At 49.4% G+C, this 24,831-nt stretch carries 21 protein-coding genes and 2 riboswitches; of the genes, 11 read left to right on the top strand and 10 right to left on the bottom strand.

Going from position 1 to position 24,831, the window contains the following annotated elements; translation table 11 throughout:
- Positions 1 to 88: 88 nt before the first annotated feature.
- From AB3N00_RS13695 to AB3N00_RS13665, 7 genes are all read right to left on the bottom strand, one after another.
- Entirely contained in the window at positions 89 to 901 is an 813-nt protein-coding gene (locus tag AB3N00_RS13695; protein WP_413035009.1) for an ABC transporter permease, read from the bottom strand.
- The gene (locus tag AB3N00_RS13690; RefSeq protein WP_413035008.1) at positions 888 to 1,649 is read right to left on the bottom strand and encodes an ABC transporter ATP-binding protein; all 762 of its coding nucleotides are present in this window, start codon (positions 1,647 to 1,649) and stop codon (positions 888 to 890) included. The genes AB3N00_RS13695 and AB3N00_RS13690 overlap by 14 nt, the downstream gene beginning before the upstream one ends.
- 170 nt (positions 1,650 to 1,819) lie before the next feature.
- Positions 1,820 to 1,922, bottom strand: a riboswitch (TPP riboswitch).
- A gap of 105 nt (positions 1,923 to 2,027) precedes the next feature.
- Entirely contained in the window at positions 2,028 to 3,149 is a 1,122-nt protein-coding gene (gene hisC, locus AB3N00_RS13685; RefSeq protein ID WP_413035007.1) for a histidinol-phosphate transaminase, read from the bottom strand.
- A 24-nt stretch (positions 3,150 to 3,173) separates the two neighbouring features.
- Positions 3,174 to 3,950, bottom strand: coding sequence for an ATP-binding cassette domain-containing protein (locus AB3N00_RS13680; protein ID WP_127538417.1), 777 nt, complete (start codon positions 3,948 to 3,950; stop codon positions 3,174 to 3,176).
- A gap of 24 nt (positions 3,951 to 3,974) precedes the next feature.
- Positions 3,975 to 4,760: an ABC transporter permease subunit gene (locus AB3N00_RS13675; protein ID WP_113056161.1), complete on the bottom strand. Its 786-nt coding sequence runs from the start codon at positions 4,758 to 4,760 to the stop codon at positions 3,975 to 3,977.
- 27 nt (positions 4,761 to 4,787) lie between these two features.
- A complete protein-coding gene (locus AB3N00_RS13670; protein ID WP_413035006.1) occupies positions 4,788 to 5,843 on the bottom strand; it encodes an ABC transporter substrate-binding protein in 1,056 nt (351 codons plus the stop codon).
- Positions 5,840 to 6,982, bottom strand: a complete 1,143-nt coding sequence (locus AB3N00_RS13665; protein ID WP_127538419.1) for an iron-containing alcohol dehydrogenase family protein — start codon at positions 6,980 to 6,982, stop codon at positions 5,840 to 5,842. The genes AB3N00_RS13670 and AB3N00_RS13665 overlap by 4 nt, the downstream gene beginning before the upstream one ends.
- A gap of 295 nt (positions 6,983 to 7,277) precedes the next feature.
- Here AB3N00_RS13665 and AB3N00_RS13660 point away from each other — a divergent pair, with 295 nt between their 5' ends.
- Both AB3N00_RS13660 and AB3N00_RS13655 read left to right on the top strand, forming a co-directional pair.
- Positions 7,278 to 8,153: a radical SAM/SPASM domain-containing protein gene (locus AB3N00_RS13660; RefSeq protein WP_413035278.1), complete on the top strand. Its 876-nt coding sequence runs from the start codon at positions 7,278 to 7,280 to the stop codon at positions 8,151 to 8,153.
- Positions 8,154 to 8,494: 341 nt separating this feature from the next.
- The gene (locus tag AB3N00_RS13655) at positions 8,495 to 9,163 is read left to right on the top strand and encodes a pectate lyase (RefSeq protein ID WP_413035005.1); all 669 of its coding nucleotides are present in this window, start codon (positions 8,495 to 8,497) and stop codon (positions 9,161 to 9,163) included.
- A gap of 170 nt (positions 9,164 to 9,333) precedes the next feature.
- Here AB3N00_RS13655 and AB3N00_RS13650 read toward each other — a convergent pair whose 3' ends face one another.
- On the bottom strand, positions 9,334 to 10,284 hold the full coding sequence (locus AB3N00_RS13650) for a copper amine oxidase N-terminal domain-containing protein (RefSeq protein ID WP_413035004.1): 951 nt from the start codon (positions 10,282 to 10,284) through the stop codon (positions 9,334 to 9,336).
- A 165-nt stretch (positions 10,285 to 10,449) separates the two neighbouring features.
- A riboswitch (TPP riboswitch) is annotated at positions 10,450 to 10,558 on the top strand.
- A 204-nt stretch (positions 10,559 to 10,762) separates the two neighbouring features.
- Between AB3N00_RS13650 and AB3N00_RS13645 the strand changes: the two genes are divergently transcribed.
- The 7 genes from AB3N00_RS13645 to AB3N00_RS13615 all read left to right on the top strand — a co-directional run bounded on the left by AB3N00_RS13645 (position 10,763) and on the right by AB3N00_RS13615 (position 18,520).
- Entirely contained in the window at positions 10,763 to 11,356 is a 594-nt protein-coding gene (locus AB3N00_RS13645; protein WP_175397727.1) for an ECF transporter S component, read from the top strand.
- Entirely contained in the window at positions 11,357 to 12,871 is a 1,515-nt protein-coding gene (locus tag AB3N00_RS13640) for an ABC transporter ATP-binding protein (protein WP_413035003.1), read from the top strand. It abuts the gene before it with no gap.
- On the top strand, positions 12,846 to 13,640 hold the full coding sequence (locus AB3N00_RS13635; protein ID WP_413035002.1) for an energy-coupling factor transporter transmembrane component T family protein: 795 nt from the start codon (positions 12,846 to 12,848) through the stop codon (positions 13,638 to 13,640). Before AB3N00_RS13640 ends, AB3N00_RS13635 begins: the two co-directional genes overlap by 26 nt.
- 95 nt (positions 13,641 to 13,735) lie before the next feature.
- Positions 13,736 to 16,021, top strand: a complete 2,286-nt coding sequence (locus tag AB3N00_RS13630) for a PQQ-binding-like beta-propeller repeat protein (RefSeq protein WP_413035001.1) — start codon at positions 13,736 to 13,738, stop codon at positions 16,019 to 16,021.
- 131 nt (positions 16,022 to 16,152) lie between these two features.
- Entirely contained in the window at positions 16,153 to 16,938 is a 786-nt protein-coding gene (locus tag AB3N00_RS13625) for a methionine ABC transporter ATP-binding protein (protein WP_413035000.1), read from the top strand.
- Positions 16,935 to 17,606: a methionine ABC transporter permease gene (locus tag AB3N00_RS13620; protein ID WP_413034999.1), complete on the top strand. Its 672-nt coding sequence runs from the start codon at positions 16,935 to 16,937 to the stop codon at positions 17,604 to 17,606. The genes AB3N00_RS13625 and AB3N00_RS13620 overlap by 4 nt, the downstream gene beginning before the upstream one ends.
- A gap of 74 nt (positions 17,607 to 17,680) precedes the next feature.
- Positions 17,681 to 18,520 carry a MetQ/NlpA family ABC transporter substrate-binding protein gene (locus AB3N00_RS13615; protein WP_413034998.1) on the top strand — a complete coding sequence of 280 codons (840 nt, stop codon included), beginning with the start codon at positions 17,681 to 17,683 and terminating at the stop codon, positions 18,518 to 18,520.
- Positions 18,521 to 18,637: 117 nt separating this feature from the next.
- On the opposite strand, the gene AB3N00_RS13610 is transcribed toward AB3N00_RS13615, so the two are convergent.
- Positions 18,638 to 19,504 carry a helix-turn-helix transcriptional regulator gene (locus AB3N00_RS13610; protein WP_413034997.1) on the bottom strand — a complete coding sequence of 289 codons (867 nt, stop codon included), beginning with the start codon at positions 19,502 to 19,504 and terminating at the stop codon, positions 18,638 to 18,640.
- Positions 19,505 to 19,593: 89 nt separating this feature from the next.
- On the opposite strand from AB3N00_RS13610, the gene fabF reads away from it, so the two are divergent.
- Positions 19,594 to 20,889 carry a beta-ketoacyl-ACP synthase II gene (gene fabF / locus AB3N00_RS13605; RefSeq protein WP_413034996.1) on the top strand — a complete coding sequence of 432 codons (1,296 nt, stop codon included), beginning with the start codon at positions 19,594 to 19,596 and terminating at the stop codon, positions 20,887 to 20,889.
- Positions 20,890 to 20,965: 76 nt separating this feature from the next.
- Here fabF and AB3N00_RS13600 read toward each other — a convergent pair whose 3' ends face one another.
- Positions 20,966 to 22,195 (bottom strand): nitrate/nitrite transporter, encoded by a 1,230-nt coding sequence (locus AB3N00_RS13600; RefSeq protein WP_413035277.1) that lies wholly within the window; start codon positions 22,193 to 22,195, stop codon positions 20,966 to 20,968.
- A gap of 433 nt (positions 22,196 to 22,628) precedes the next feature.
- On the opposite strand from AB3N00_RS13600, the gene AB3N00_RS13595 reads away from it, so the two are divergent.
- Positions 22,629 to 24,815: an FAD-dependent oxidoreductase gene (locus tag AB3N00_RS13595; protein WP_413034995.1), complete on the top strand. Its 2,187-nt coding sequence runs from the start codon at positions 22,629 to 22,631 to the stop codon at positions 24,813 to 24,815.
- Positions 24,816 to 24,831: the final 16 nt, after the last annotated feature.

The raw sequence follows: 24,831 nt of genomic DNA, 5'->3' as shown, positions 1-24,831 counted from the left end.
AAATGGGCCTCGTTTCGTTCATTTTTGTTTAGTTCCAATCGCTGATATGTGTCAAAGAGATCGACAGGAAGGAGCAGCACTTGTTATCTCATTGCGATTGCCTTTTCATCGACTTTCCTCTGCCTGCATGGTCTGCATTCGGCTTCAATCCAAGGGTTCGCTCTAGCCAGGCAATAAGCACGAACAGACCGATGCCCAGCAAGGATAACAGCAGAATGGAGGCAAACATTGCATCGGTATTCATGTTGCTGGACATTCTGCGGCTGAAATAACCAAGACCTTTACTGCCTCCGAGCCATTCGCCAATGGTTGCGCCAACCACGCAGTACACCACCGACATCTTCAATCCCGAAAAGAAAGAGGGCAGCGCAAGAGGTACCTGAAGCTTGCGGAACAGATCCCACTTGCGTGCTCCCATGGTCATCAGCAGTTCGCGCTGTTCCGGGTCGCCTTGACGGAGACCATCATAGGTGCTGACCACAATCGGAAAGAAAGCGATCAGAAACACCACAGCCACTTTGCTCCAGAGTGCGTAGCCAAACCATAGAATGAATACGGGGGACAGGGCAATGAGTGGAATCGTCTGGCTGATCACAATGAAGGGATACAGCGCCTTTTCAATCGAACGGCTGAGGTGCATGCCCGCTGCCAGAGCGCTTCCGGCAACGATGGACAAGCCGAAGCCAACTGCCACCTCCATCAATGTGGCAGGCAGATGGGTTCCCAGGAGCAGATGCCGATGCTCAACTAGAGAACTCACTATCGATGTAGGTGCAGGGATAATGAAGGAAGGGACCCAGCCTAATCGCACGATGCATTCCCAGCCGACCAGCATCAGGAGGAGAAGCGCAGCGAACAGGCCATAGCGGGCAAACCATTTGCTGACGTTAAAGCTTCGCATGTAGTTGTTCCTCCAACCGTTGTCGCATCTGAATAAGATCCGGATCGTAGACCATGCCCGAATGTCTCGGACGGGGCAGAGGCACCGTGATGTCCAGCAGCTGCCGACCGCCAGGAGTCAGAAGGACAATCCGGTCACTTAATAACAGGGCTTCTTCGATATCATGCGTGATGAACAGCACCGTTTTGCCGAGGCTTTCCCACAATTCAAGTAGCCAGCGATGCATCTCCCGCTTGGTCATGGCATCGAGCGCGCCAAAGGGTTCGTCCAGCAGCATCAGCTGTCCTCCTGTCAGCAAGGTGCGCAGCAGGGCGACCCGCTGCTTCATGCCGCCGGACAGTTTGTCCGGGTAGGCATGCTCATAGCCGGATAAGCCGAATCTGTCGAGTCCGGCCATAATGTCAGCTCGCAGCTTTACCTTGTCCTGCTTCCTCGGGGCAAGCTCCGAGGGAAGCAGGCAGTTCTCCATAACCGTCCGCCAGGATAACAGCAAATCCTTTTGCGGCATGTAGGCGACTCGCCCAAGTCGCTGTCCAGGCGGCACCCCAGCAATTTCGATCGTGCCGTCTGTCGGTTCAAGCAAGCCTGCCAGCAGCTTGAAGAGTGTGCTCTTGCCCGACCCGCTGGAGCCGATCAGCGAGACGAACTCTCCCTTTTTTACACACATCGACACATTGGAGAGGACGGGGGAATGTCTCTGATCCGGAAAAGTAAAGGTCATGTTGTCAATCTGTACATCGTTGCTCATTTGGTTCCTGGACCCCCTTGGAATAAAAACTGCCTGAACGGAAATGCACGTTGTTTGCGATCTGTATGTAAGTAAATGCGAAAAAGCCCGCCCATTTCCGGAGAAATGAGTGGGCCTGTTAAGTTCAACCGACATTCATGTTCATATGAATATGAAAAAAATCCGTTAACTAAAAGTCCGCTCCACTTCCCTCCGCTGGTATGATCCAGATCAGGTTCAAAGGGTCCGAATACATTTATTCGTCTCAGCCGCAAGGCTCCCCTAGTGCAATCGTTCAAGATATGCAGTTGTGTACACAGCATATATCACATTCACGCGAGATGTAAAGAGGGCGGCTTAAAAGAAGTGTGCGTAAAGAAGTTAGGAAAGTGACCTATTCTAATTGTTTGAATGTAACAGTGAATCAAGCTCACCGATCAGACGGGCAATCTGTTCAGGTGTGCCAATTGTAATCCGAAGCCAGGTAGGCATGCCGAATTCGGCACCGCCGCGGACAGAGATGCCTCTGTTTAACAATTCTTTGGTAATCGGTCCACTATCCTGCAACAGATCCACCATCATGAAATTCGTTTCGGAAGGGATGTAGGGTAACTTCCAATGATCAAAGGACTGCATTAACGTTTCCCGTCCCTGACGATTGTAGTGCAGGCAATGAGAAACAAATTCATGATCATCCAGGCTGGCTGAAGCAGCGGCTTGGGAGGTGGCTGTCAAACTGATGGGCAGCTTGACCCGGTTAATGCCTTCAATGATGCTTTCATTCCCGATGCCATATCCAATTCGCAGGCCGGCAAGTCCATATATTTTGGAGAAGGTTCGCAAAATAATCAGATTATTATACTGCTCCAGCAGCTTAACCGTATCAGGATAATCTTCACTTTCCGCAAATTCATAATACGCTTCGTCCAGGACAACCACGACATGGGAGGGCACATGTTCGAGTAAACCAAGCAGGGCATCTGCCGTGAAAATGGTTCCGGTTGGATTATTCGGATTGCACAGCCAGATGATTCGGGTAGAAGCATTGATCCGCTGCCGGAATTGCTCCAGGTCCAGTGAATGGTTGACCAAAGGCACTTCATGAATAACCCCGCCTGCCAGCAGCGTAGCGCCCTTATACCAATTAAAGGAGGGGACCGGAATGAGTGATTCCTCGCCGGGATTAAGATAGGCTTGGGCGGTAAGGGTTAGGAGCTCGAATGATCCACTGCCAAATACCAGTTGGGAGGTACGCACACCCAGACGTTCCGCAAGTTTGTCACGCAGCAGTTGGCTGGAACCGTCGGGGTATTGAGCCAGAAGATCGGAGCTCAGCGATCTGACTGCTTCCGCTGCCAGGGGAGAAGAGCCAAACGGATTCTCGTTCGCTGCAAGTCGATCTACACTTTCCAGTCCCAATTCCCGCCGGATCTGTTCCATGGATTTGGCAGGTGTATAAGCCGGAATTTGATTTAACAGATCTTTAACAGGAGGAGAGGGAACGGTTGAGAGGGATTGCATAATCATACCTTCTTTCCAGTGGAATTAGATCGAGAATGATATCTGTTTCTGGGCTATCTGCTGTGGTGTCTCTTGTGGAGGAGTCAACAAGCGATTTAAAATAAGATTTTCAAAATGAGCAAACCCGCTGTCCCGAACACGTGGACGCTCCAGCGTAATTCGGGTATCCATCGTTATATGACCATCCTCGATTAACAGCACCCTGTCAGCCAGCGCAACCGCCTCACTGACATCATGAGTGACCAGAATGACAGTCAGATCTTCTTCTACCCACAAGCGTTCGATTAATTGCTGCATCTCAATTCGGGTCAAAGCATCCAATGCACCCAGCGGTTCATCCAGCAGCAGTAAACGCGGATGACTTGCGAGTGCCCGTGCCAAGGCAACACGTTGTTTTTGTCCGCCAGATAATACCCCCGGCCAGTCACCTTCACGCTCTCCAAGTCCTACATTGCGAAGCGACTGGCGTGCATCTTCCTTGTTCTTGTCGGGGATTCCCAGCCGTACATTGTCGAGCACGGATTTCCAAGGCAGCAGTCGGGCTTCCTGAAACAGAAACCGTGTCTCTGGTGCTGTACTGCCAAGCTTTCTGTTGCCCAGCATAACGCTTCCGGAAGAGGGGGATTCCAGCCCGGCGATCAGACGCAGCAAAGTGCTTTTGCCACAACCACTTCGTCCAACGATGGCTACAAATTCCCCTTGTCTTACATTGACATTGATGTCGGATAGAATTGTCCGCTGATCATACGATTTCTGAACCCTATCTACTTGAAGAAAAGGACTGATCTGACTTGTGCTCATGGATCAATTCACGCTCCTTTGGCTTTACTTGCGGGATAGAGCCGGGTTCCAGCGCAGCCAGCGCCGTTCCAGCCATTTGGCGATGGTATCGGACAGCTTGCCCAGCAGGGCATATAGCAGAATGCTTAAGACGATTACATCCATCTGCATGAATTCCCGCGCATTCATCGCCATGTAGCCAATCCCCGCATCCGCCGCAACCGTCTCGGCTACGATAAGGGTCAGCCACATAATGCCAAGTGCATAACGAATACCCACGAGAATGGAAGGCAGTGCACCAGGTAGGATAATGTCTTTATAAAGGGACCAACGGCTGAGGCCATATACTTTGCCCATTTCAATCAGACCGGGATCGACCGATCGTATGCCGTGGAACGTATTCAGATATACCGGAAAGAATACACCCAGGGAAACGAGAAATAATTTTGCTTCTTCACCGATCCCGAACCACACAATAACGAGGGGGATCAAGGACAGATGCGGAATGTTACGGATCATCTGTACCGAGGAGTCGGCGATCTTTTCCGCAAGGGAGGAGATGCCGTTCAGCACTCCCAGCAGAAAACCCAGACCCCCACCAATGAGGAATCCTCCCAAAGCTCGTCTGGCGCTAATACTGATATTGTTCAGTAGTTCACCGTTACCAAGCAGACGAATGAAGGCCTCCAGTACTTGAGCGGGACGGGGCAAAATATTGGCTGCAACAACTCCGGATGCAGTCAGCCATTGCCACAGAGCCAGAATGAGTAGTGGTACAACAAAAGGAATGAACTGGTTAAACCATGCCCGGTTAAAGGTTTTGGACCGCACGTTATGCCTACCTCCTTGCTTCCTTCGTTATTGACTACCTGGAGCTGGAAGTTGATCTTGAAGTGCATCACTCCAGAATGTGCTCACATCGACTGCCTGCCCAAAAATTCCCGCTTGCTGAAACGTATCTGCTACGTCCTGTTCGGACTTGATGGCCTCATCAGAAATGGCAACAATACGTGATGGGCGTTGTGCTTCTCCATCCGTGTAGGTCTTAAGGGCTTGTTCCACCGGCTGGTGGGTATTATCTGCTGTAATTTGAGCCCACGCATCCTTATTGGCACGAGCCCAATCATTGAATTTGTTGATTCGCTCCAGATAATCGGCTAGGGCCTCTTTCTGTTCCGCATTTGCAATAGCCTGATCGGACGCGGCTACAAGGAAGCTGCCTGACAGGATATCTTTGGCGCTGGCGAGCGTTGTTGCTTCATTCTGATGTGCGGAGATGATGGCATTGCCGTAACTGGCAAGGGCATCCACTTTCCCGCTAATCAGGGCGCTGAGTCCGTCGGCTGTTGAAAGTTCGACCGGACTGATGTCACTCCAGGTTAGTCCGGCTTCCTCCAGCATTTTGAGCAGGAAATAGTGGGCTGTTGTATTTTTTACGAAAGCAACTTTCTTGCCTTTCAGGTCAGCAACTGATTTGATAGAAGAACCTTTGGGAACAACGACCTCCTGATTTAAGGTGCTGCCTTGTTGTACCGCAATAATTTTGAAGTTTCCACCATTGGCAGCCTGAGATGCAAAAATGGGCGGAATTTCACTGGTCACACCAAAGTCCAATTGATTTGGAGCCATCGCTTCGAGGATCAGGTTACCTCCCTGAAATACGTTATAAGTGACTTTATAGGGGGTGTCATCGAGTCCGGCGGCTTTTAGCCCCAATTCGAGATTGCCCCATCCGGTCTGACCAACCCGAATAGTAACGTCTTTATTCGAAGCAGCTGATGCTACTGTCGGTTTTGTGCCTGTACCGGCGGCCTGATTATCAGTTCCGGCAGAGCAGCCGGAAATCAGCAACAACAGAAGCGCGCTCAGAAAGGCAGTTAAGGGAAGAGTATACTGGCGGTTTGGACGGATCATAGGGAGGAAACCTCCTTGGTGTATGTACTGCTTTCACTAGACTGACTGGATTCTATGAATGTTTGGCCGATGCGGTCTGCCTGAAGGATGGCTTCGGTTACCTGCGCCGTGCTAACTCCGAAGGAGAGATGTGCCGCACTGCCTTCCCGCAGCTGTAGTCCTGCTGCAATGTGCGCAGCAGCTTCCTGAGGCTGTTGTTGTATGCCGAGTTGGGCAAGAGTGATAGGCAGATTCAGCTTATGTAACAGAGTGGTCAGCTCCTGAAGCTCATCCCCTGCTTTACCTTCAAGGATCCACTGGGTGAAAAGTCCAAAGGCTACCTTTTCTCCATGCAGTGAAGCGTGTGTTTCGGGTAATTTGGTGAGGCTATCATGTAGCCCATGAGCAATTGCGGCATGAAGTGATCCATCGCTAATGCTGCCTACAAGGCCTGCGAGCACAATAATGGCGTCGGCAACATCACGGAATTGAGGTGTACTACCGGTTGTATCAGTGGATTCATAGACATCGATGGCGTGCGCTTCGAGAATATCGAGTGCAAGCTTGGCAGTGCTGACACTGTTTCGGAGAGTGAGGCTGGTGGCGTTGCCACTTAGATTAACGGCGAACTCATGCCATTTTACGAGTGTGTCACCGATCCCAGCGGCCAAATACCGTCTTGGTGCACTCGCCAGAATATGAGGATCAGCCAGAACAAGATTAGGCGAACGGCGCAGCGGACGATATCCTGCAGATTGGCCCTGTTCATCATAGAGCACGGTTAAGGCAGACCAGGCAGCGCAGGTTGCAGCAATCGTTGGGACCGTTACAATGGGCAATTGGGCTTGCTCGGCCACCGCTTTGGACAGATCGAGCACTTTACCACCACCGACGCCGATAATCAGATCAACATCCAGATCGAAAGCTTGCTGCGTAAAAGTATCAATCTGGCCTATCGTAACCTCACCGTAAAACAATTGCACATGGAACTTGATCTTATGCTCCTCCAGTGAAGGAAGAAGGTAAGGCTTTACGGCTTTTAATGCAGACTCACCGGCGATGATCAGAACATGCTGCCCAAGCTGTGCAATCCGTGGACCACTTTGCTCAAGAATGTTAGCTTCGTGTACATATACTGCAGGTGCCTTAACAGTAATCATGAATACACTCTCCTCATAGCTTATTATTCTTACGTTTTAACTTGGTTTTAAATTGTTTAGATTCTAGCATTGCGTTTCGGCAACCACAATAACCCGGACAATCAATACATCCTATACTTCGATTGAAAGAATCTATAGGTGAACGTAATTAATGGATTCGAGGAGAAAAGGAAATTAACAGGCTGGTCGATTTACCTTGGCTTCCTAACCCGATATAATGGTAAAGGCGCATATGAGCCGGATTACAAATGAGGGTGGGACTGTTCTCCCTCCTAAGCAGAATGGGGACCCCGAGTTGAAAACGTTCAAAAAAGTATATATTGAAATTACAAGCATATGTAACCTGGCATGCAGCTTCTGTCCACAGACCAAACGTGCCAAAGGATTCATTGATCCTGAAGTCTTCAACAATATATTGGATCAGATTAAACCACATACCAAACATATTTATTTGCATGTCAAAGGGGAGCCGTTACTTCATCCCAAAATTGATCTGTTACTGGATTCCGCGCACGAGAAGGGATTCAAAGTTAACATTACAACGAACGGTACGCTGCTGCCCAAGACCCAGCACAAGCTGCTTGGCAAACCGGCCTTGCGGCAAATGAACTTTTCGCTGCACAGCTTCGATGGGCACGAAGGGTCAACGGACCGTGAGGGGTACTTGAGCAACATTTTGTCCTTTGCCCGGGAAGCTGTGAAACACAATGTAATTATCTCGTTCCGACTCTGGAACCTGACGCAGGATAATTTTACGAATGCCCAGATGAATCGCAACCGGGAAACCCTGGAGGTACTGGAGCGCGAGTTCAACCTGGATTTCCGCATTGAGGAAAAGGTGGTTCCAGGCAGCGGCGTCAAAATTGCGCCGAATGTCTATCTCAATCAGGACCACGAGTTCCAGTGGCCAAGTCTGGATGCACCGGAGGATGATGGCAAAGGCTTCTGCCATGCGCTGCGCAATCAGGCTGCCGTACTGGTGGATGGAACGGTTGTTCCGTGCTGCCTCGATGGGGAAGGTGTCATTAATCTCGGTAACGTCCATGAGAAGTCATTCTCGGAGATTGTCGAAGGCGAGCGGGCGAACAATCTGGTTTATGGTTTCTCCAAGCGTGAAGCCGTAGAGGAACTTTGCCGGAAATGCGGCTATCGCCAGCGGTTTGGAGCTTAGTTAAAGTTGGATGGTCTTTTGACCTTACCCGAGATCATGTTGTCTGGAGACAGATAACATGATCTTTTTTTTATTTTCAGTGCAATTTTTTCGGGTTGAAGGCTGTAAATAGAGCACACCCGAAGTTGAGATCAGCACATCTCATGTAGAGGCGGTTAGCTGAGAATGCCGAGACAGCAGACAGCAAGCCGCAATGGATACACCTAATCTAATGATTATTATCGTTACACTCCTTTTTTGGTAGGATCAGGATAGGTTCCAGGGCAGAGGTGCACCTCTGGGGTTCCGGGAAGACAAGCTGGATTGAACACCAATTCATCTGAATAAGGGAGGATTTACGCATGAAAAAAATGTTAACGTTGCTGTTGTCCGCAGGTCTGGTCGCTTCCGTATTTGGTGCATTACCCGTGTCTGCTGCTCCCGAAATTGTAAAGACAACGATTATCGTCAAGAAGGGCGAGACTTATGATGGTAAAGGAAAAAGTGTAGCCGCAGATCCGAACACATTGGGAGATGGTAGTCAGGCCGAGAACCAGAAGCCCATTTTCCGGCTGGAGGCAGGGGCTACACTGAAAAATGTAGTCATCGAAGCACCGGCAGCCGATGGTGTGCATTGTTATGGCAACTGTAATATTCAGAATGTGACCTGGAATGATGTTGGTGAAGATGCATTTACGCTTAAATCTGCGGGGACTGTCAATATTACAGGCGGGGCAGCGTACAAAGCCTACGACAAGGTATTTCAAATGAATGCGTCGGGGACCATTAACATTAAAAACTTCCGAGCTGATGATATCGGCAAGCTGGTACGCCAAAATGGGGGAACCTCCTACGCGGTAACGATGAACGTGGACAGCTCAAACATCTCCAATGTAAAAGATTCCATTTTGCGCACAGACAGCAGTTCTACAGTGGGCAAAATTACGAATACCCGTTACTCCAAAGTGCCTACGCTGTTCAAGGGATTTGCTTCAGGCAAAACAAGCCAATCGGGGAATACGCAATATTGAGGATAGCATGTCAACAGGAGGTAAAGAGGATACAGTTGGCTCTTGTTCAGACTTCCTCTTTGTAAAAGTAGCAAAAAGGCACCCCCAAGGATGCCTTTTTGTCCTACCCACAGGATGGGATGAAAAGATTTTGAAAAAAGTTGCATGTCTCTGAGATTTCTCAGTAGTAGTTAGTTTTCTTCTGGAACGGCAACGATGATTTTGTCTTTTTGCGGTGCAGTGGAACCCGAATCAATGGAGCCAGACTTATTCATGACCTCATAGGAAGTCTCTTCGAGCATGCGAGAGTATTGGAACGATACGAGAGTTTGACCAGCTACGGATGGTCGCTTCCCTGCTTCAGCTACAGCTTTGGTTTTGATAAAGAACAGATCTCCAATTGTTCCGGCAGCACTTCCCACGTTTGCCTGCCATTTCAGCAGGGCGGCTCCATTTTTAATTTCGTAATAACTGATCAGATCATTATCTTCTATGACAAAAAAGCGGTCCTTCTGTCCTTTTTCAAAAATGTAAGTCATAGAGGAGTCGACAGGACCCAGTGGATTACGGATTTCAAGGCGTGTCTGTTTTAATTCCGAAAAACGCGGAAGACTGAGTGCAGCTTCACGTGCAATGGTCAGATCTGAACTGCCGTAATCCCGGGTCACCGATTCACTTGGCGTATATATATAAGCTTCCTTGGCGGCCTGGTTCCATCGAACCTGTGCACCGAAGGCTTTACTGATTGCACGAAGTGGAAGCATCGCTTTTCCATTTACCAGAATCGGAGCAGATGACAGCGTTGCAGCCTGTCCGTTTTTCTTTATGTTTTTACTGTTTGGGAAGAGCACATAATTGTCATTTTCTGTACGGATGCTAATTTGTTTCGTTTGGTTGTTATATCCGAAAGTATAGTCACCCAGAAACTTCAGTTCAGTGAGCGCAACATAAGTAACCCCCTGGCGGATAACCACATCATATTCAGCAGGAACATTGTTAATATAAGCTGCTGGCTGGTGTACCGCTGCCGCTTCCACTACAGTGGATGACAGCAGTGCAGGTGCCGTACCTGCGGTAACGATCGAAGCGGCAAGGATCAATTTCCACTTTTTTTGCTGCCAAGTTGTGTTGAATGTATTCATATCATCAATCCCCTTTCCCGTATATAGACGACCAATATCTCCTAAATGTTTCATATTAATGGAATTGGCATCTTTTCTTTAAACTGATTTTTTCAGTGTGAAACCTTGTCTAACTTATATGTTATTGCCACAAATACCCATGTGGTGTACATTAGTAGCAATGAAATAAAGTGAACCGGGAGCTCAATGAAGTTGGGCTGAGATTGCGGCCTTGTGCCGCTGACCGTATATCTGATCTGGGTAATGCCAGCGTAGAGAACATGGATTCATGATGAGTATCTTGTATGAAAAATTGGAACGGATCATCTCTGATTGCGAGCGGGAGTATGCTTGCTGGTGAAAGGACCCGCTTCGATCTTATTCTGCATGGCTCGAATCGTGATGATTGTACACTATACGTATGGTCTGCCCGGAACCGGGGAGGCTTTTTTGTTTTCATTCTATAACCCGAGGGGAACAGAGGAAGGAAGTAGAGAACATGTCAACAGCAGTACGCAGCAACAAATTAAAATTAACCGATATTTTGGTGACCATTGTAATCGCGGTTGTATTCGGAGTCATCTACAAAATATGGGGACCGACGTATGATCTGATGAAGCCTTTCGGCGTTCACGCGGAACAGATGATTTATGGCATGTGGTTTATGGCGGGCACGTTCGCCTATATCATCATTCGCAAACCTGGGGTGGCCATTCTGGCTGAAGTCGCGGCTTCAACCGTGAGTGCTTTTCTAGGAAGTGAATGGGGGATGTCTACTTTGGTGTACGGTCTGCTGCAAGGCCTTGGAGCAGAAATCTTCTTCGCCGCGTTTTTGTACCGGAAAACGAACCTGTTCGTTACCTGTCTTGCCGCCATCGGGGCAGCAGCAGCCTCTCTTTTGCTGGACTATCAATACGGTTATATTGATTCACTCTCCGCGTGGAACTATACGCTGTTTATCGGTTTCCGCTTCATTGGAAGCATCCTGATTGCCGGTGTGTTTGCTTATTATCTTGCCAAAGCACTGGAACTCACAGGCGTCACTCGGTCTTTGAGACCTGTCTCCAAGCAGGATTATGAGGCATTGGACTAAATGAACGGAGAAGGGAATTCGCAGGCGGTAGGTGTCACCAATCTTAGATGCAAGTTCCCGGGAGAGCAGGACCTGGTATTCCAGGGCTTGTCTCTCTCTGTGCGTAAAGGGGAAAAAGTGCTGCTGCTCGGGCCAAGCGGCTCAGGCAAGTCAACGCTGCTGCAAATTTTGAGCGGCCTCATTCCGCGGTCTGTAGAGATACCGATGAAATGTGATGAGATCCAGGTACCAACCCAGTCGGGTATTGTCTTTCAGGACCCGGATACCCAGTTCTGCATGTCCTATACGGATGAAGAGATTGCCTTTGTACTCGAAAACCAGAATATCCCACGGGAACAGATGCCGGGACTAATCCAGCATGTTCTGGAGCAGGTAGGGCTTTCTTTTGAACATCATCGTGTATTGATTCAATCCATGTCCCAGGGTATGAAACAGCGCCTTGCCATCGCCTCGATCCTTGCCATGGAGCCGGATGTTCTGTTTCTGGATGAACCAACGGCACTGCTGGATGATGAAGGAACAACTCAGGTATGGGATACGGTGAAGCAGATCGCACGGAACAAGACGCTCATTATCGTGGAACATAAGATTAGTGAGGTTGTGGATGTGGTTGACCGAATCATCGTACTGTCGCCCGAGGGGAAGATTGTGGCGGATGGTCCGGCGAATCAAGTGTTTGCCAATGAACGGAATATGCTCAGAGAGTACGGCATTTGGTATCCGGGTGTCTGGGAAGAACGTGGAGCTGGTAGGATGGAAGAAAAGACACCTATTTCTGAAAAGGATCTCACATATCCGCCCTTCGTTCGTGCGGATGCCGAGAAGGATGATTCCAAGGCACCTGGTTCGCTCCAGCCTGCACTGGAATTGAAGCAATTCACCGGATGGCGCGGGAAGAGCCCGGTTGTACAGATCGATCGGGCTGAAGTGTTTCACGGAGATTGGGTAGGGATCGTTGGAGCCAATGGCGCCGGAAAAAGTTCATTATTGCTTTCCCTGATGAATATCCTGAAAATGACGGGTCATTACCGTGTGGAGGGACAGCACCCAGGCAAGACCAGAGAGCTGGCTGACCGCATCGCATTCGTGTTTCAGAATCCGGAGTTTCAGTTTGTTACGAATTCGGTTTTTGATGAGGTGGAATTTTCATTGCTCGGCGGAGAGTTTACTTCGGAAGAGCGGCGTGCTCGGACCCAGGATATGCTGGAGCAATTTGGACTGGGAGAGCTATCCGGGCGGCATCCGTATCAATTGTCGATGGGACAGAAACGCCGTCTGAGCGTAGCCTCTGCTATGGTTCGGAAACAGCGGATATTGCTGCTGGATGAGCCCACATTCGGGCAGGATGCACGCAATACGTTTGCCATGCTGGGGCAGCTGGAGCGTCTGCGACGTGAGGGGACGGCCATTGTCATGGTTACACATGATCAGGAGATCGTAAACAGATATTGTACTAAAGTGTGGACTGTAAACGAGGGGAGGGTTGCGCATGCAGCTGTCGTTTCCTCACCGTGAAACCTGGCTGCACGCCGTGAACCCGGGCCTTAAAGTTATTTTTCTGACACTGATGTTTGTCTTGGTTATCCTCATTCACAATCTGAACGTTATGGTTAATGTAGCTGTTGTGATGCTTCTGTTACTATGCTGGACGGGTCACCCTTGGTACCGATTGCTCCTGTATGCATCGCCGTTTATATTGATATTTATCTCCACCTCTACAGGCATGATGATGTTTGGTAAAGGTAAGACAACATGGTATGAATTTGGATTGATACATATCACGGAAGAGAGCTTCTATCGTGGACTGCACCTGGGATTTCGATCTCTGAGTATGGCGGCTGCGGGGCTATTGTTTGGTCTAACTACCCGCCCGGTTCGTTTATTCTACTCCCTCATGCAGCAATGGCGGCTTCCACCCAAGTATGCCTATAGCTTTCTGGCCGCAATGCGCATGATTCCGATCTTGCTGGATGAGTTCCAGACGCTGCGTTATGCGATCCGTATTCGCGGCACGCAGCAGCGTGTCTCGCACTGGAACGTATACGGAACATTGAAGCGTTATGCCATTCCCCTGCTCGCGCAGAGCATTCGGCGGGCAGAGCGGATGGCAATTGCCATGGAGGCAAAAGGGTTCGCAGATGGCGCAAGCCGGACGTATTACATCCGGATCGGGTATTCCCGGGCGGATCTATGGTTTGTATTATATTTTATCGCGTTTCTTACCATAGCTTATACGTTAGGCTGGGCCTTCCCTTATTACCCGGCAATGTTGGATGTTAGGTGATAGTGGACAGGAGATATTTTTCGCAGAGGTAGTAACTTTTTCTTCTTCAAACCGTCTTTAATGGAAATAACTTCAAACGGATGGAGTGAACAGACGTGAAGACAGGCGGGAACTGGCGCAAGAGGGGTTACCAATGGATTAGCATGACCGGCGTAGCCGCTCTGATGGTTACGGGATACTTGGTGCTAGATTTAAACGTATCCGCAGGTGAAGGGAAGGCCTCAGGCTCAGTTACTCAAGCCTTAGCGGCACAAGTAACCTATAAAGTTGGGGAAACCGTAACATTGGGGAAAGGCCTGCCTTTGTATGCCCAAACGGTTGATAATAGCGTTCCCGTTGATCTGATGAGAATACAGTACTATACGTCCAGTGAAGAAAAAATAAAAGTGCACACTGTTCGGGGAGAATGGCTCAGGTTCAAGGATGACAGTCGAGGGGATCACTGGGTACCTGCATGGTATGCATCCAAAGAGAGCAAAACCCTGAAAAGGTCCACTCCGCAAAATTTTACACTCCGAGCAGGCAGTAAGTTGTATCTGTATCCTGGGAGCCAGACAAGCTGGGCTTCTGATGATGTTCTAACGGATCATGCCCTAATCGTTGCAAAGACGAAGGACTGGTATGGAATATCGATTGCTCCGCATATCTGGAACAAAGAGTCGAATGTATATCGTCCGGCAATACTCTGGGTTAAGGCGAAAGATGTACAGCAGCGTGCCCATGTAGCTGACGCCTGGTTTGGGGATCAAGCTTCCATGTCTACAACAGATGTGCGTCATCTGACGGATATTATGCTCAGCAAAACCACAACCTCCAAACAAGTCGCACAATGGCTTGGCGAACCGGATTGGAAAGAGAATTCCCAGAATCTGAATGAAACCAATTATTCCATGAGCATTGGACAGACCTGGCGATATGAACGGGAAGATGCACAGTTTCTGGTGACATTCAACAAGGCTGGCAGACTGATGCAAACACGCTGGAACCTAACGCTGGATGATCGAAACAATGTCGTACCTTCCGATTGGCATTTCAGCCGTTCTGACGACTATCAATTCACAACCAAAATTCTCGGCAAAACGCTGCCTTCAACTTTTCCCTGGAAACCAACATGGACCAATCAGGGAGAATTGAATTATCCCTTTCTGCAAGCAGCAACAGAGGATGTGCTTCTGATGAAAGGAGACGACGGCGGATTTAGCGGCATGCATTATGATAAATCCGTGTACGCCCTTGATCGGAGTACCGGGAAAAATTTGTGGGAAATACACGCAGGATTCGGGGCACTCCAAGCATATACGGATACCAAGCGCGAGGGTGTAACCCTCTATACGTCTTATGCTCCGGGAGATAAGGAATACAAGGACCGCATACGTCACATTAAACTATCGGATGGGAAAGTGATATGGGAGTACAAGCCGGGCTCCAAACTGTCACTTCGTGGGATTACAGCTGCGAAGAATGTCGTGGTAGTGGATAGTCCGGTTAAGGAAGGCTCCAGTCAGGGACGAATAACGGTGCTTAACAGCTCTAATGGTAAAACACTATGGACACGAAAGCTGAGTGCCGGATACCAATTGTTCAATCAGACGGCAGATGACCCGTATGTCATGTACTGGGAGAAAAATCAGCTGGTTGCAGCCGACCGGCTTTCAGGTCGGACGGTATGGAGCATCAAGGTAGGGAAACCCACTGTGGATTATATCGAGAATGATCCGTATTTCGACGGAATAACCCGTCTTGATCCGTTCACGGAGGCACTGTCTGAACGTTGGATGCTGCTCGGGGATCAGTGGGTGTTAGTCGATCTGACTTCAGGCAAGAAGCTCGCTCACTTTCCGGCCAGGAACGGGCAGCGTTTCGAAGTGTTGAATGATGGTATGCTGCTGATCCGGGAGAACAAGAAAGGCGATCACTATGGAGACTATTTCGATTTTACAACTACACTGTATGATGCCAAGAACAACAAAAAAAGGTGGACATTGAACGATAAAGTTGAACGGGGACTAGTGGAAGGTGATCAATTATTTGTGATCAAAAACGGTTACCCGGCTGCGCTGGATTATCATACAGGGGAGACGCGCTGGGATGCACAAAACACCATCTCCTCCTTGAAGTACCCCACTAACCAGGGAAGTTACCTGTTGATTGACGATCAACTGCTGTTACCCATGGGTGAGGACCTGCTGGTCATGAACAAAGAGGATGGTACGCTCATTGGTCGCGTGCATGACGTAGTCATGGGATCACCGGAACACCGGGACAGGGACGCCAAGAATGGAACCATGAATCGGGTAGGGGATGAAGTATACATCGGTTCGTCGAACGGACGATTTAGCTTATATAATGCAGAGGAATTAAACACAGATATCTCTCGTTAAGGCTTGTCTCACAACGAATGTTGCATTATTATAAATGAACAGGATTGCTCGCGCTCCGGTTATCGGCTGTGCGGGCTTTCTTTCATGTGTTCTCGAAGAACCATGCACGATTAATCGCAGGAGGATTCTCCATGATTTCATTATATGGCGTAAGCAAGCGTTATAACGAACGCGGGTCCCGGGCCGATCAGGGATTCGAGGCGTTAAGCTCTGTCTCGCTTGAAGTGGGACAGGGGGAGATTCACGGTATCATCGGCTCCAGTGGTGCAGGGAAATCTACGCTTCTTCGCATGTTTAATGGGCTCGAAAAACCGGATACGGGTGAAGTAACCGTTGGTGGACAGCACCTGACACGAATGAACGAACGCAGTCTTCGTCAGGCGCGCCGATCCATTGGCATGATCTTTCAGCATTTCAATCTGGTGAGCAACCGGACGGTTAGCGGCAATGTGTGCATGCCTCTTGAACTGGCGGGTGTATCCCGGAGAGAACGGGAAGAACGTGGACTTGAGGTGCTGAAGTTTGTGGGTTTAGAGGATAAGGCGAAGCAATATCCTGCCCAGTTAAGTGGCGGACAGAAGCAGCGTGTGGCGATCGCAAGGGCTCTTGCGAGCCGGCCCGATGTACTGCTCTGCGATGAACCGACATCTTCGCTCGACCCACAGACGACGAATGGTATTCTGGACGTGCTGCGTCACGTCAATGAGACGCTGGGCGTAACTATTGTGCTGGTTACACATGAGATGGAGGTTGCGCGAAGACTCTGCCACCGGATTTCTGTTATGAAGGAAGGACGTATTGTCCGGACGCTGACAGAAGCCGAAGTTCGCAGCATTCCCGCACCACAGCCCGATTTGCTGACATCCCTGCTCACTGGTGAAGAAGCGGCGACGGCGGGAGTGGAGGGCAATGAATGATGATACCTGAATCCGTGTTGAAATATCAGCATGAAATATGGCAGGCCATCGGAGAGACCTTTGTCATGGTTGGAATCTCGATCGCGGCAGCTGTTCTGATCGGCCTTCCGCTAGGCACCCTGCTGTATCTGTTCAGAAGAGGGCAGCGGTATCAGAACCGGCCCCTGTTCACTATTTTAGGGAGCCTCGTAAATATCATTCGTTCGTTCCCGTTTTTGCTGCTCGTTGTATTCATGATTCCGTTCACACGAATGATCGTGGGAACGGCGATGGGCACGCTAGCGGCAGCCGTGCCACTGTCGGTCATTGCCATTGCCTATTATGCGAGATTGGTGGAGCAGGCTCTGCTCGACGTGCCCAAAGGTGTGGTTGAGGCTGCATCATCCATGGGTGCATCGACGATGCAGCTTGTGGTGAAATTTTTGTATGTGGAAGCACGTTCAGGTCTCGTATTGGGACTGACCACAGCAACGATCAGCTTTATCTCCTATTCCACGGTGATGGGTATAGTGGGCGGTGGAGGCGTTGGTGATTTTGCCATTCGGTACGGATATCAGCGATTTGAGACAGATCTCATGGTATTTACGATCATTGTTATGATCATTCTGGTACAGATGATCCAGTTTACCGGAAGCAGACTGTCCCGCTGGCTCGACCGGAGGTCATGATGAAACACAGGGTTTACAGATGAGAAGAATTCAGTATCACATTACAGATTACATGATGAAGGGGTTAAACACAGATGAAAGCAAAAATGGTACTTATGCTGCTGGCAGTAATGCTGGTTGTAGCCGCGTGTGGTAAAAAAGACGAAACACCTGCTGCGGAAGGAAGCAATGAAGGCAGCCAAACCACACAGGAAGTCAACTTGAAAGTAGCTACATTGATTCCGCCAATGACAGATGTGCTTGATATTGTGAAACCTTTGCTGAAAGAAGATGGGGTTAATCTGGAAGTAGTTGTTCTTTCCGATAACGTTCAACCGAACACTGCACTGGCGGATAAGGAAGTGGATGCAAACTTCTTCCAGCATGTACCTTACATGAACCAATTCAACGAAGCAAATAACGCTAATCTGGTCGCTGTACAGCCGATTTACAACGCGATCTATGGCGCTTATTCCAAAAAGTATAAATCCATCGATGAACTGCCTGAAGGAGCAACGGTGGCTATTGCCAACGACCCGTCCAACATTGGACGTTCCCTGGTCATGATGGAACAGAACGGTCTGATCAAGCTGAAAGAAGGCGCCGGTTTCAATGCAACACAATCAGACATCACCGAGAATCCAAAAAACTTCAAGTTCCAGGAAGTAGATCTGCTGATGCTGGCCCGCATGCTGGATGATGCGGATCTGGTTGCCATGACACCAGCGTATGCAAGCCCGCTGGGACTTACACCGAAGAAGGATGCACTATTCACGGAGAAGGATGATTCCCATTTTGCCATCACCCTGGTTGCACGTGAGGACAACAAGGATTCCGAAGCGATTCAGAAGCTGGCGAAACGTATGGCAGGACCTGAAGTGAAGGCGTTCTTTGAAGAGAAGTATGCTGACATTGCCATTCCGGCGTTTAAATAAAGATTAATGTGAATAAAGTGATCAGTACCTGATTCAAAAGGACTGACTGATCAATAAGAAGATCCGAGCGGAACCCGCCCGGATCTTTTTTGTTGTTGATTATACATGTTGTAATGCTTAAACGTTAGGATTGGAGTGACGTTCCTTCTCCCGTTCCATAAGGCGCATCAGTTTCCGCTCGGTTGCTGTATCCTGTGCAGGTGTATATATGCTGCATCGCAGATCTGTACTTCCCTGAACCTGTAATGAGGTGAGGTCGAACAACATTTTGCCTGCTCGGGAATGTCTGAATTCGATCAGAACATCCGGGGCGCTGCTTACACTGCTTTGTTTCCACAGGGAATGGAATTCCGGATATCGATCCATCATTTCGTTTAGAAATAAATTGTACCATTCATCATCTACATATTGACCGTAATAAGCACGGAAGATCGCAAGGTATCCGAGAACAAAATCCTCCCAGTTTACCGCAAGTCTTCGGAATTCCTTCCGTTCAAATAATAGACTGATCATGTTTCGCTGTTCGGCAGGAATCTGCTCAAAATCGATGAAGACGTGGCGGGCTGCGTCGTTCCAGCCAACGATGTAACAGCGACGGTCCGAAATGATGGTGGGACAATTCTGGAGCTCCTGCAGTATCTTTTGCAAAGAAGGGTGAAGCTGATAAGGTTCTTCCTCACGGATATGGAGCTCTGAATAATGCTCCATGGCGAGAGAGAACAAGTACTTTCGTTCATCCGAGGTCAACTTGAGGGCGGAAGCAATGTTATCGAGTACCGAATGGGATACCTGAATATCCCTCCCCTGTTCAAGCCAGGTGTACCATGTCGTGCTTACACCCGCCAATTGCGCTACTTCTTCTCTTCTCAAGCCCGGTGTTCTGCGCCGGGTGCCTTCTGGCAATCCCACCGCCGCCGGGGCAATTTTGGCACGTTGTGTTTTCAGAAATACGGATAATGCCTGAAGCCGGACATCTTGGTTCATCTCATTCCACCTCAACCTCATTTATCATGGTAGTCATTATACTATTATAATTGACAACTTGTAATAGGATATTGCACGTGCCAATATAAATGCAGAAGTTCAGTCGCAAGCAAGAAATGTCCAAGGAGGATGATTGGAATATGGAACGAGAACGGGTTGTTATTACAGGAATGGGGATCGTCTCACCATTGGGTAATGATGTAGATGCATTTTGGAACGGGCTTGTGCAAGGGAAATCAGGCGTAACACGTATTGATGCTTTTGACACAACTTTATATAAAACAAAAATGGCCGGTGTCGTCCGGGATTTTGACGGGGAGGGGCGTTTCGGACGCAAGGAAGCACGCCGTATGGATCGATTTTGCCAATTCGCTGTAGCAGCAGCTGACGATGCCCTCGTGCATTCGGGTCTGGATATGGAGAAGCTGGACAGGGAGCGAGTAGGGGTATACATTGGATCCGGCATTGGCGGCATTCAAACACTGATGGAGCAAGGAAAGCTGCTGTCAGAACGTGGACCTGGCCGGGTCAGTCCAACCCTTGTGCCCATGATGATTTCCAATATGGCAGCTGCCATGGTGAGCATGAAGTTCGGATGCTGGGGACCAACCCTTTCACCTGTGACTGCCTGTTCCATTGGCAATACTGCCATAGGGGAAGCATATCGGCTCATCCGTGACGGAGGCGCCGATGTGATTTTTGCCGGAGGTACAGAAGCTGCCATCACTGAAGTTTCTCTGGCGAGCTTCGGTAATGCTACTGCATTATCGACAAGAAATGAAACCTATGAAACGGCGAGTCGACCCTTTGACGCAGGGAGGGACGGATTTGTTATGGCAGAAGGGGCAGGGATTGTGGTCGTGGAATCACTGGCTCACGCACGGGCCAGAAATGCTCAGATCCTCGCCGAGATTGTTGGGTATGGAGCCAGTTCAGACGCATATCATATGGTTGCGACCCATCCGGAAGGACGCGGAGCATATCTCGCCATGAGAGCTGCGCTGGCTGATGCGAAGCTTCAGCCCCATGAGGTGGATTTGATCAATGCCCATGCGACCAGTACCGAAGCGGGAGATCTCTCGGAGACCAGAGCGATTAAACAACTTTTTGGTGAAGCTGCTTATCGCATTCCGGTAACGGCTAACAAGTCAATGACAGGACACATGTTAGGAGCTGCTGGTGGAGCGGAGGCCATCTCACTGATCCAGAGTTTGCAGCATGGACTCATTCCACCGACGATTAATCAGGAGCAGCAGGACCTGGAGTGTGATCTGGATTACGTGCCAAATGAAGCGAGAGAGGCTGAAGTGCAGGTTGGCATGTCCAATTCTTTTGGTTTTGGCGGGCACAATGCCGTCGTTGTCTTTCGTAAATATTCATCCTGACAAAAAAAGAGAACAGCAGCAGCCGACGGGCTGTGCTGTTCTCTTTTCAGGTTATGATGTTGGTCACGCATATCGTTTATGAAGTGAGGGATGTGGATTCCGTTTTGCTTGTGAAGGATTTTTTCAGCCATTGGCCGCGCCATTTGGACTGCATAATCAGTACCAGCAGCATGGATGCGGCAGCGATAAGACTGAGGATAACGAATCCTGGTGTATAGGATTGGTAGGAGCTGTACAGTTGACCCAGAATCAGCGGAAGTGCATATCCGCCTAAGCCTCCAGCCGCGCCAACAATCCCGGTCATCAGACCGATCTCATTGCCGAATCGTTGTGGAACCAGCTGGAACACGGAACCATTACCGGCCCCAAGACACATCATGCCCAAGAATAACATGACAACGACAACAGGAAGGGGAGGGAGGAAAGACACGCCTACAAGCATGATGCAGGCACCTGTATAAAGAAATGTCAGCATGCGTGTACCCCCGATTTTGTCTGCCAAGTAACCTCCGACAGGTCGGAAGAAGCTGCCCGCTATGACGCAAAAGGTTGTGATATCGGCGGCACGAACGGGGGACAGGCCATACTGGGTGTTAAAAAAGATGGTCAGGTAGTTACACAACCCGACAAAACCGCCAAAGGTCACACAATAAAATGCACAGAACACCCAGGCATCTCTTTGTTTCAGCAATGTGCCGTATTCAGACAGCTTCTTCGGTGCTGGTCGGTTGGGACTGTTACGGGCAAAGAGGGAGAACAGGATGAACACGACCACGATTGGAATGATGGCAAGCCCGAATACAACTTCCCAGCTGCCAAAATGAGTAGCCAGCCGATTGGCAAACAGAGTAGCAAGCACTGTTCCGCTATTACCTGCTCCGGCGATCCCCATGGCAAGTCCCTGATGCTCCTTGGGATACCATTGTCCCGCCAGGGGAAGAGCAGCGGCAAACGAGGCGCCGGCAACACCGAGCAGAAGAGCAACCACGTACAATTGGCTTAGCGAGTCCACCCACAGCCAGCCCAGTAATAGAGGAACAAGCGTTACTCCCATACCAATCTGAGCCGTTAGCTTTGGACCGATATAATCGGACATAAAGCCAAGAACGAGTCTAAGAATGGAGCCGCCAAGGATGGGCAGTGCCACCAAATTGGCTTTTTCCAATGGGGTCATCGGGTAGTCCATTGCAATCACAACCGCGAGCGGGCCAAGCATGCCCCAGATCATAAAACTGATGTCAAAATACAGAAATGCCCCGAAGAGGCTGGGCTTATGCCCGCTCTTCCAAAAACTTTTGCTCTCCATCATTCAGCATCGCTCCTCATCCAATAGAATAATCTTAACCTGTCTATGTGCATGTTTAGGCAGAAAAAGGCCGCAATTCGTCCAGATGTTGAACGATTTGCGGCCTCATTGCCGACAGGCAGGACACGTCATTGTGTTCCCGCACCTGATTTGATCACAGCACTGTGATTTTGATTCAAATTATAAAAAGAGAATTTATTTATGTCAATAAAAATAACATAAATTTTGAAATGAATTGTTCGGAAACATAAATTCATGTTTTCCGTGTTAATTTTATTGACATGCAATGAGGATTGCCGTAATCTGAATTTAATATGAACTCACACAAAGGCGTGTGAATTCCGGAGGCAACGGTGCCCTTTTCCTAATAAATGGAGAAGGGATTTTTCTGTTTATTTTCAAATCGACATGTAACAGAGACAGGGGGCAGCCCATGAGTAAGAAGAAACTGGTCGTTATCGGAAATGGCATGGCAGGTGTTAGGTGTGTGGAAGAGATTATTGCGCTTTCTTCGGATACCTATGAGATTGTCATCTATGGAGATGAACCGCGGCCCAACTACAATCGGATCATGTTATCGAAAGTGCTGCAGGGAGAGCATGCGTTACAGGACATTATCATTAACGATTGGGCCTGGTATGAGCAGCATGGCATTCGGCTGTGTACGGGAGAGATGGTCCACAAGATCGATACGCAGGCCAAAACCATTGAAACGGTATCCGGGATAAAAGAATCTTACGACCTTCTGATTTTGGCAACCGGGTCCGCTCCTTTTATTCCGCCCATTCCGGGTGTGGACAAAGAGAGGGTGATGTCCTTCCGGACCATAGACGACTGCACGCGCATGTCCGATTATTCCAAGGAGCATCGTAAGGCAGCCGTCATCGGTGGTGGATTGCTTGGATTGGAAGCTGCGCGTGGGTTGCTGCATTTGGGTATGGAAGCCGTAGTCGTGCATAACGCACCCTACATTATGAATCGTCAATTGGATATGCAGGCAGCAACGATGCTTCAGCGAGAATTGGAAGCGCAGGGCATGTCGTTCCTATTAGCCAAAAACACACAGAAAATTGTTGGCCGATCACAGGCTCAGGGACTTCTTTTTACGGATGGTTCAAAGCTTGAAGCTCAGGTTGTCGTTGTCGCCGTGGGCATTCGTCCCCATGTTGATGTGGCCAGGCGGAGCGGAATCAGGACCAATCGGGCTATTGTGGTTGACGACTATATGCGTACGAGTGTGCCGGATGTGTACGCCGTTGGGGAATGTGCTGAACATCGGGGAATCAGTTATGGACTTGTTGCTCCCTTATATGAACAGGGCAAGGTTCTCGCACGCTGGTTGTGCGGACAGGAGACAACGGAGTACAGAGGTTCCATTCCATACTCCCAGCTGAAGGTGTCAGGTGTTGATGTGTTCTCGGCCGGCCATATTAGCGGAGACGGAATGCAGACGGCTGTACAGATGCTTGATGGCATTCGCGGAACGTACAAAAAAGTATTAATGAAGGATGGGAAAGTAAGTGGGGCGATCCTGTTCGGGGATACAACGGAGAGCACAAGCTTACTGGGTCTTGTTCAACGGGGGGCTGAAGTTACTGAGCTGGCTCCACGTGAAGATGGCCCGGATCCTGCAGAGATGGCTGCAGCGGCATTGCCTGAACAGGAGACCGTATGTGCCTGTAACAATGTAAACAAGGTGGCGATTATGAGAGCCATTCAGGAAAAGGGGCTGCAAACGGCAGAACAGGTCAAGGAACATACCAAAGCCTCCGGTTCCTGCGGCGGATGTCGCCCTATGGTCGCAGCATTGGTGAAGCATACCCTGAACCTCAAGAAAAACGGCGGTGATGCAAACGGAGCGGTGACAGCAGCAGGAGCAGTGAAGTCCTTAGAATGGCCTGTTTGCAGCTGTACGGACCTGGGTCATGACTCGCTAAAAGAAGCCTTGGATCCGATGTCCTCTGGAGATAGCTGTCTGCTTGAATCTTCAGCAGATCATGTACGTGAAATCAATAAGAGTGATGAAACGAAAAGGATCATGCAAAGGCTGGACTGGAAAACAGAAGAAGGCTGCCACATCTGCCGACCTGCACTTCGTTATTATGTGCTGATATCCAGAAGGTGGATGAATGTGCAGCAGCCTGATCAGGCTGTGACGTGGAACGATAAACTTCCGGGTACCTATACGGGTATCGAAGTCCATACGGATGAGCTGAAGTTCAAATCGTTGGCAGAGCAGCTTCAACTCAGGTGGAGAGGTATAGACATGCCTTCTCCCGTGAGGGTGGCCGTGTCAGCTGGAGCAGGTTCCTGGGTAAGCCCGATCGTGCAGGATATCGGCTTGCAGCAATCTCCTGCAGGCTGGGAAATTTACGTGGGTGGTCATGCGGCGCATCCGGTGAAGGAGGGGGGGCTCCTTGGACTTGCCGAGATGGAAGAAGATGCGGAACGGCTCATCTCGGCATGTATGGAGTGGTATCGCCGGACGGCCTGGTATGATGAACCCCTCTGGGCATGGGTAGAGCGATTAGGATTCATGTCGATCCGCGAGATTTTATTGGATGAACAATTCCAGCATGAGCTGGTGGGCAGAGAAGTGGGCGAAGTGACTTTTACTTGATTGAAAGGCGGGGATG

It is taken from the genome of Paenibacillus xylanilyticus, assembly GCF_047246825.1.
GTDB lineage: Bacteria > Bacillota > Bacilli > Paenibacillales > Paenibacillaceae > Paenibacillus > Paenibacillus xylanilyticus_B.
Note: the sequence above shows the minus strand (reverse complement) of the source record. Positions and strands in the feature narration are given on the sequence as shown.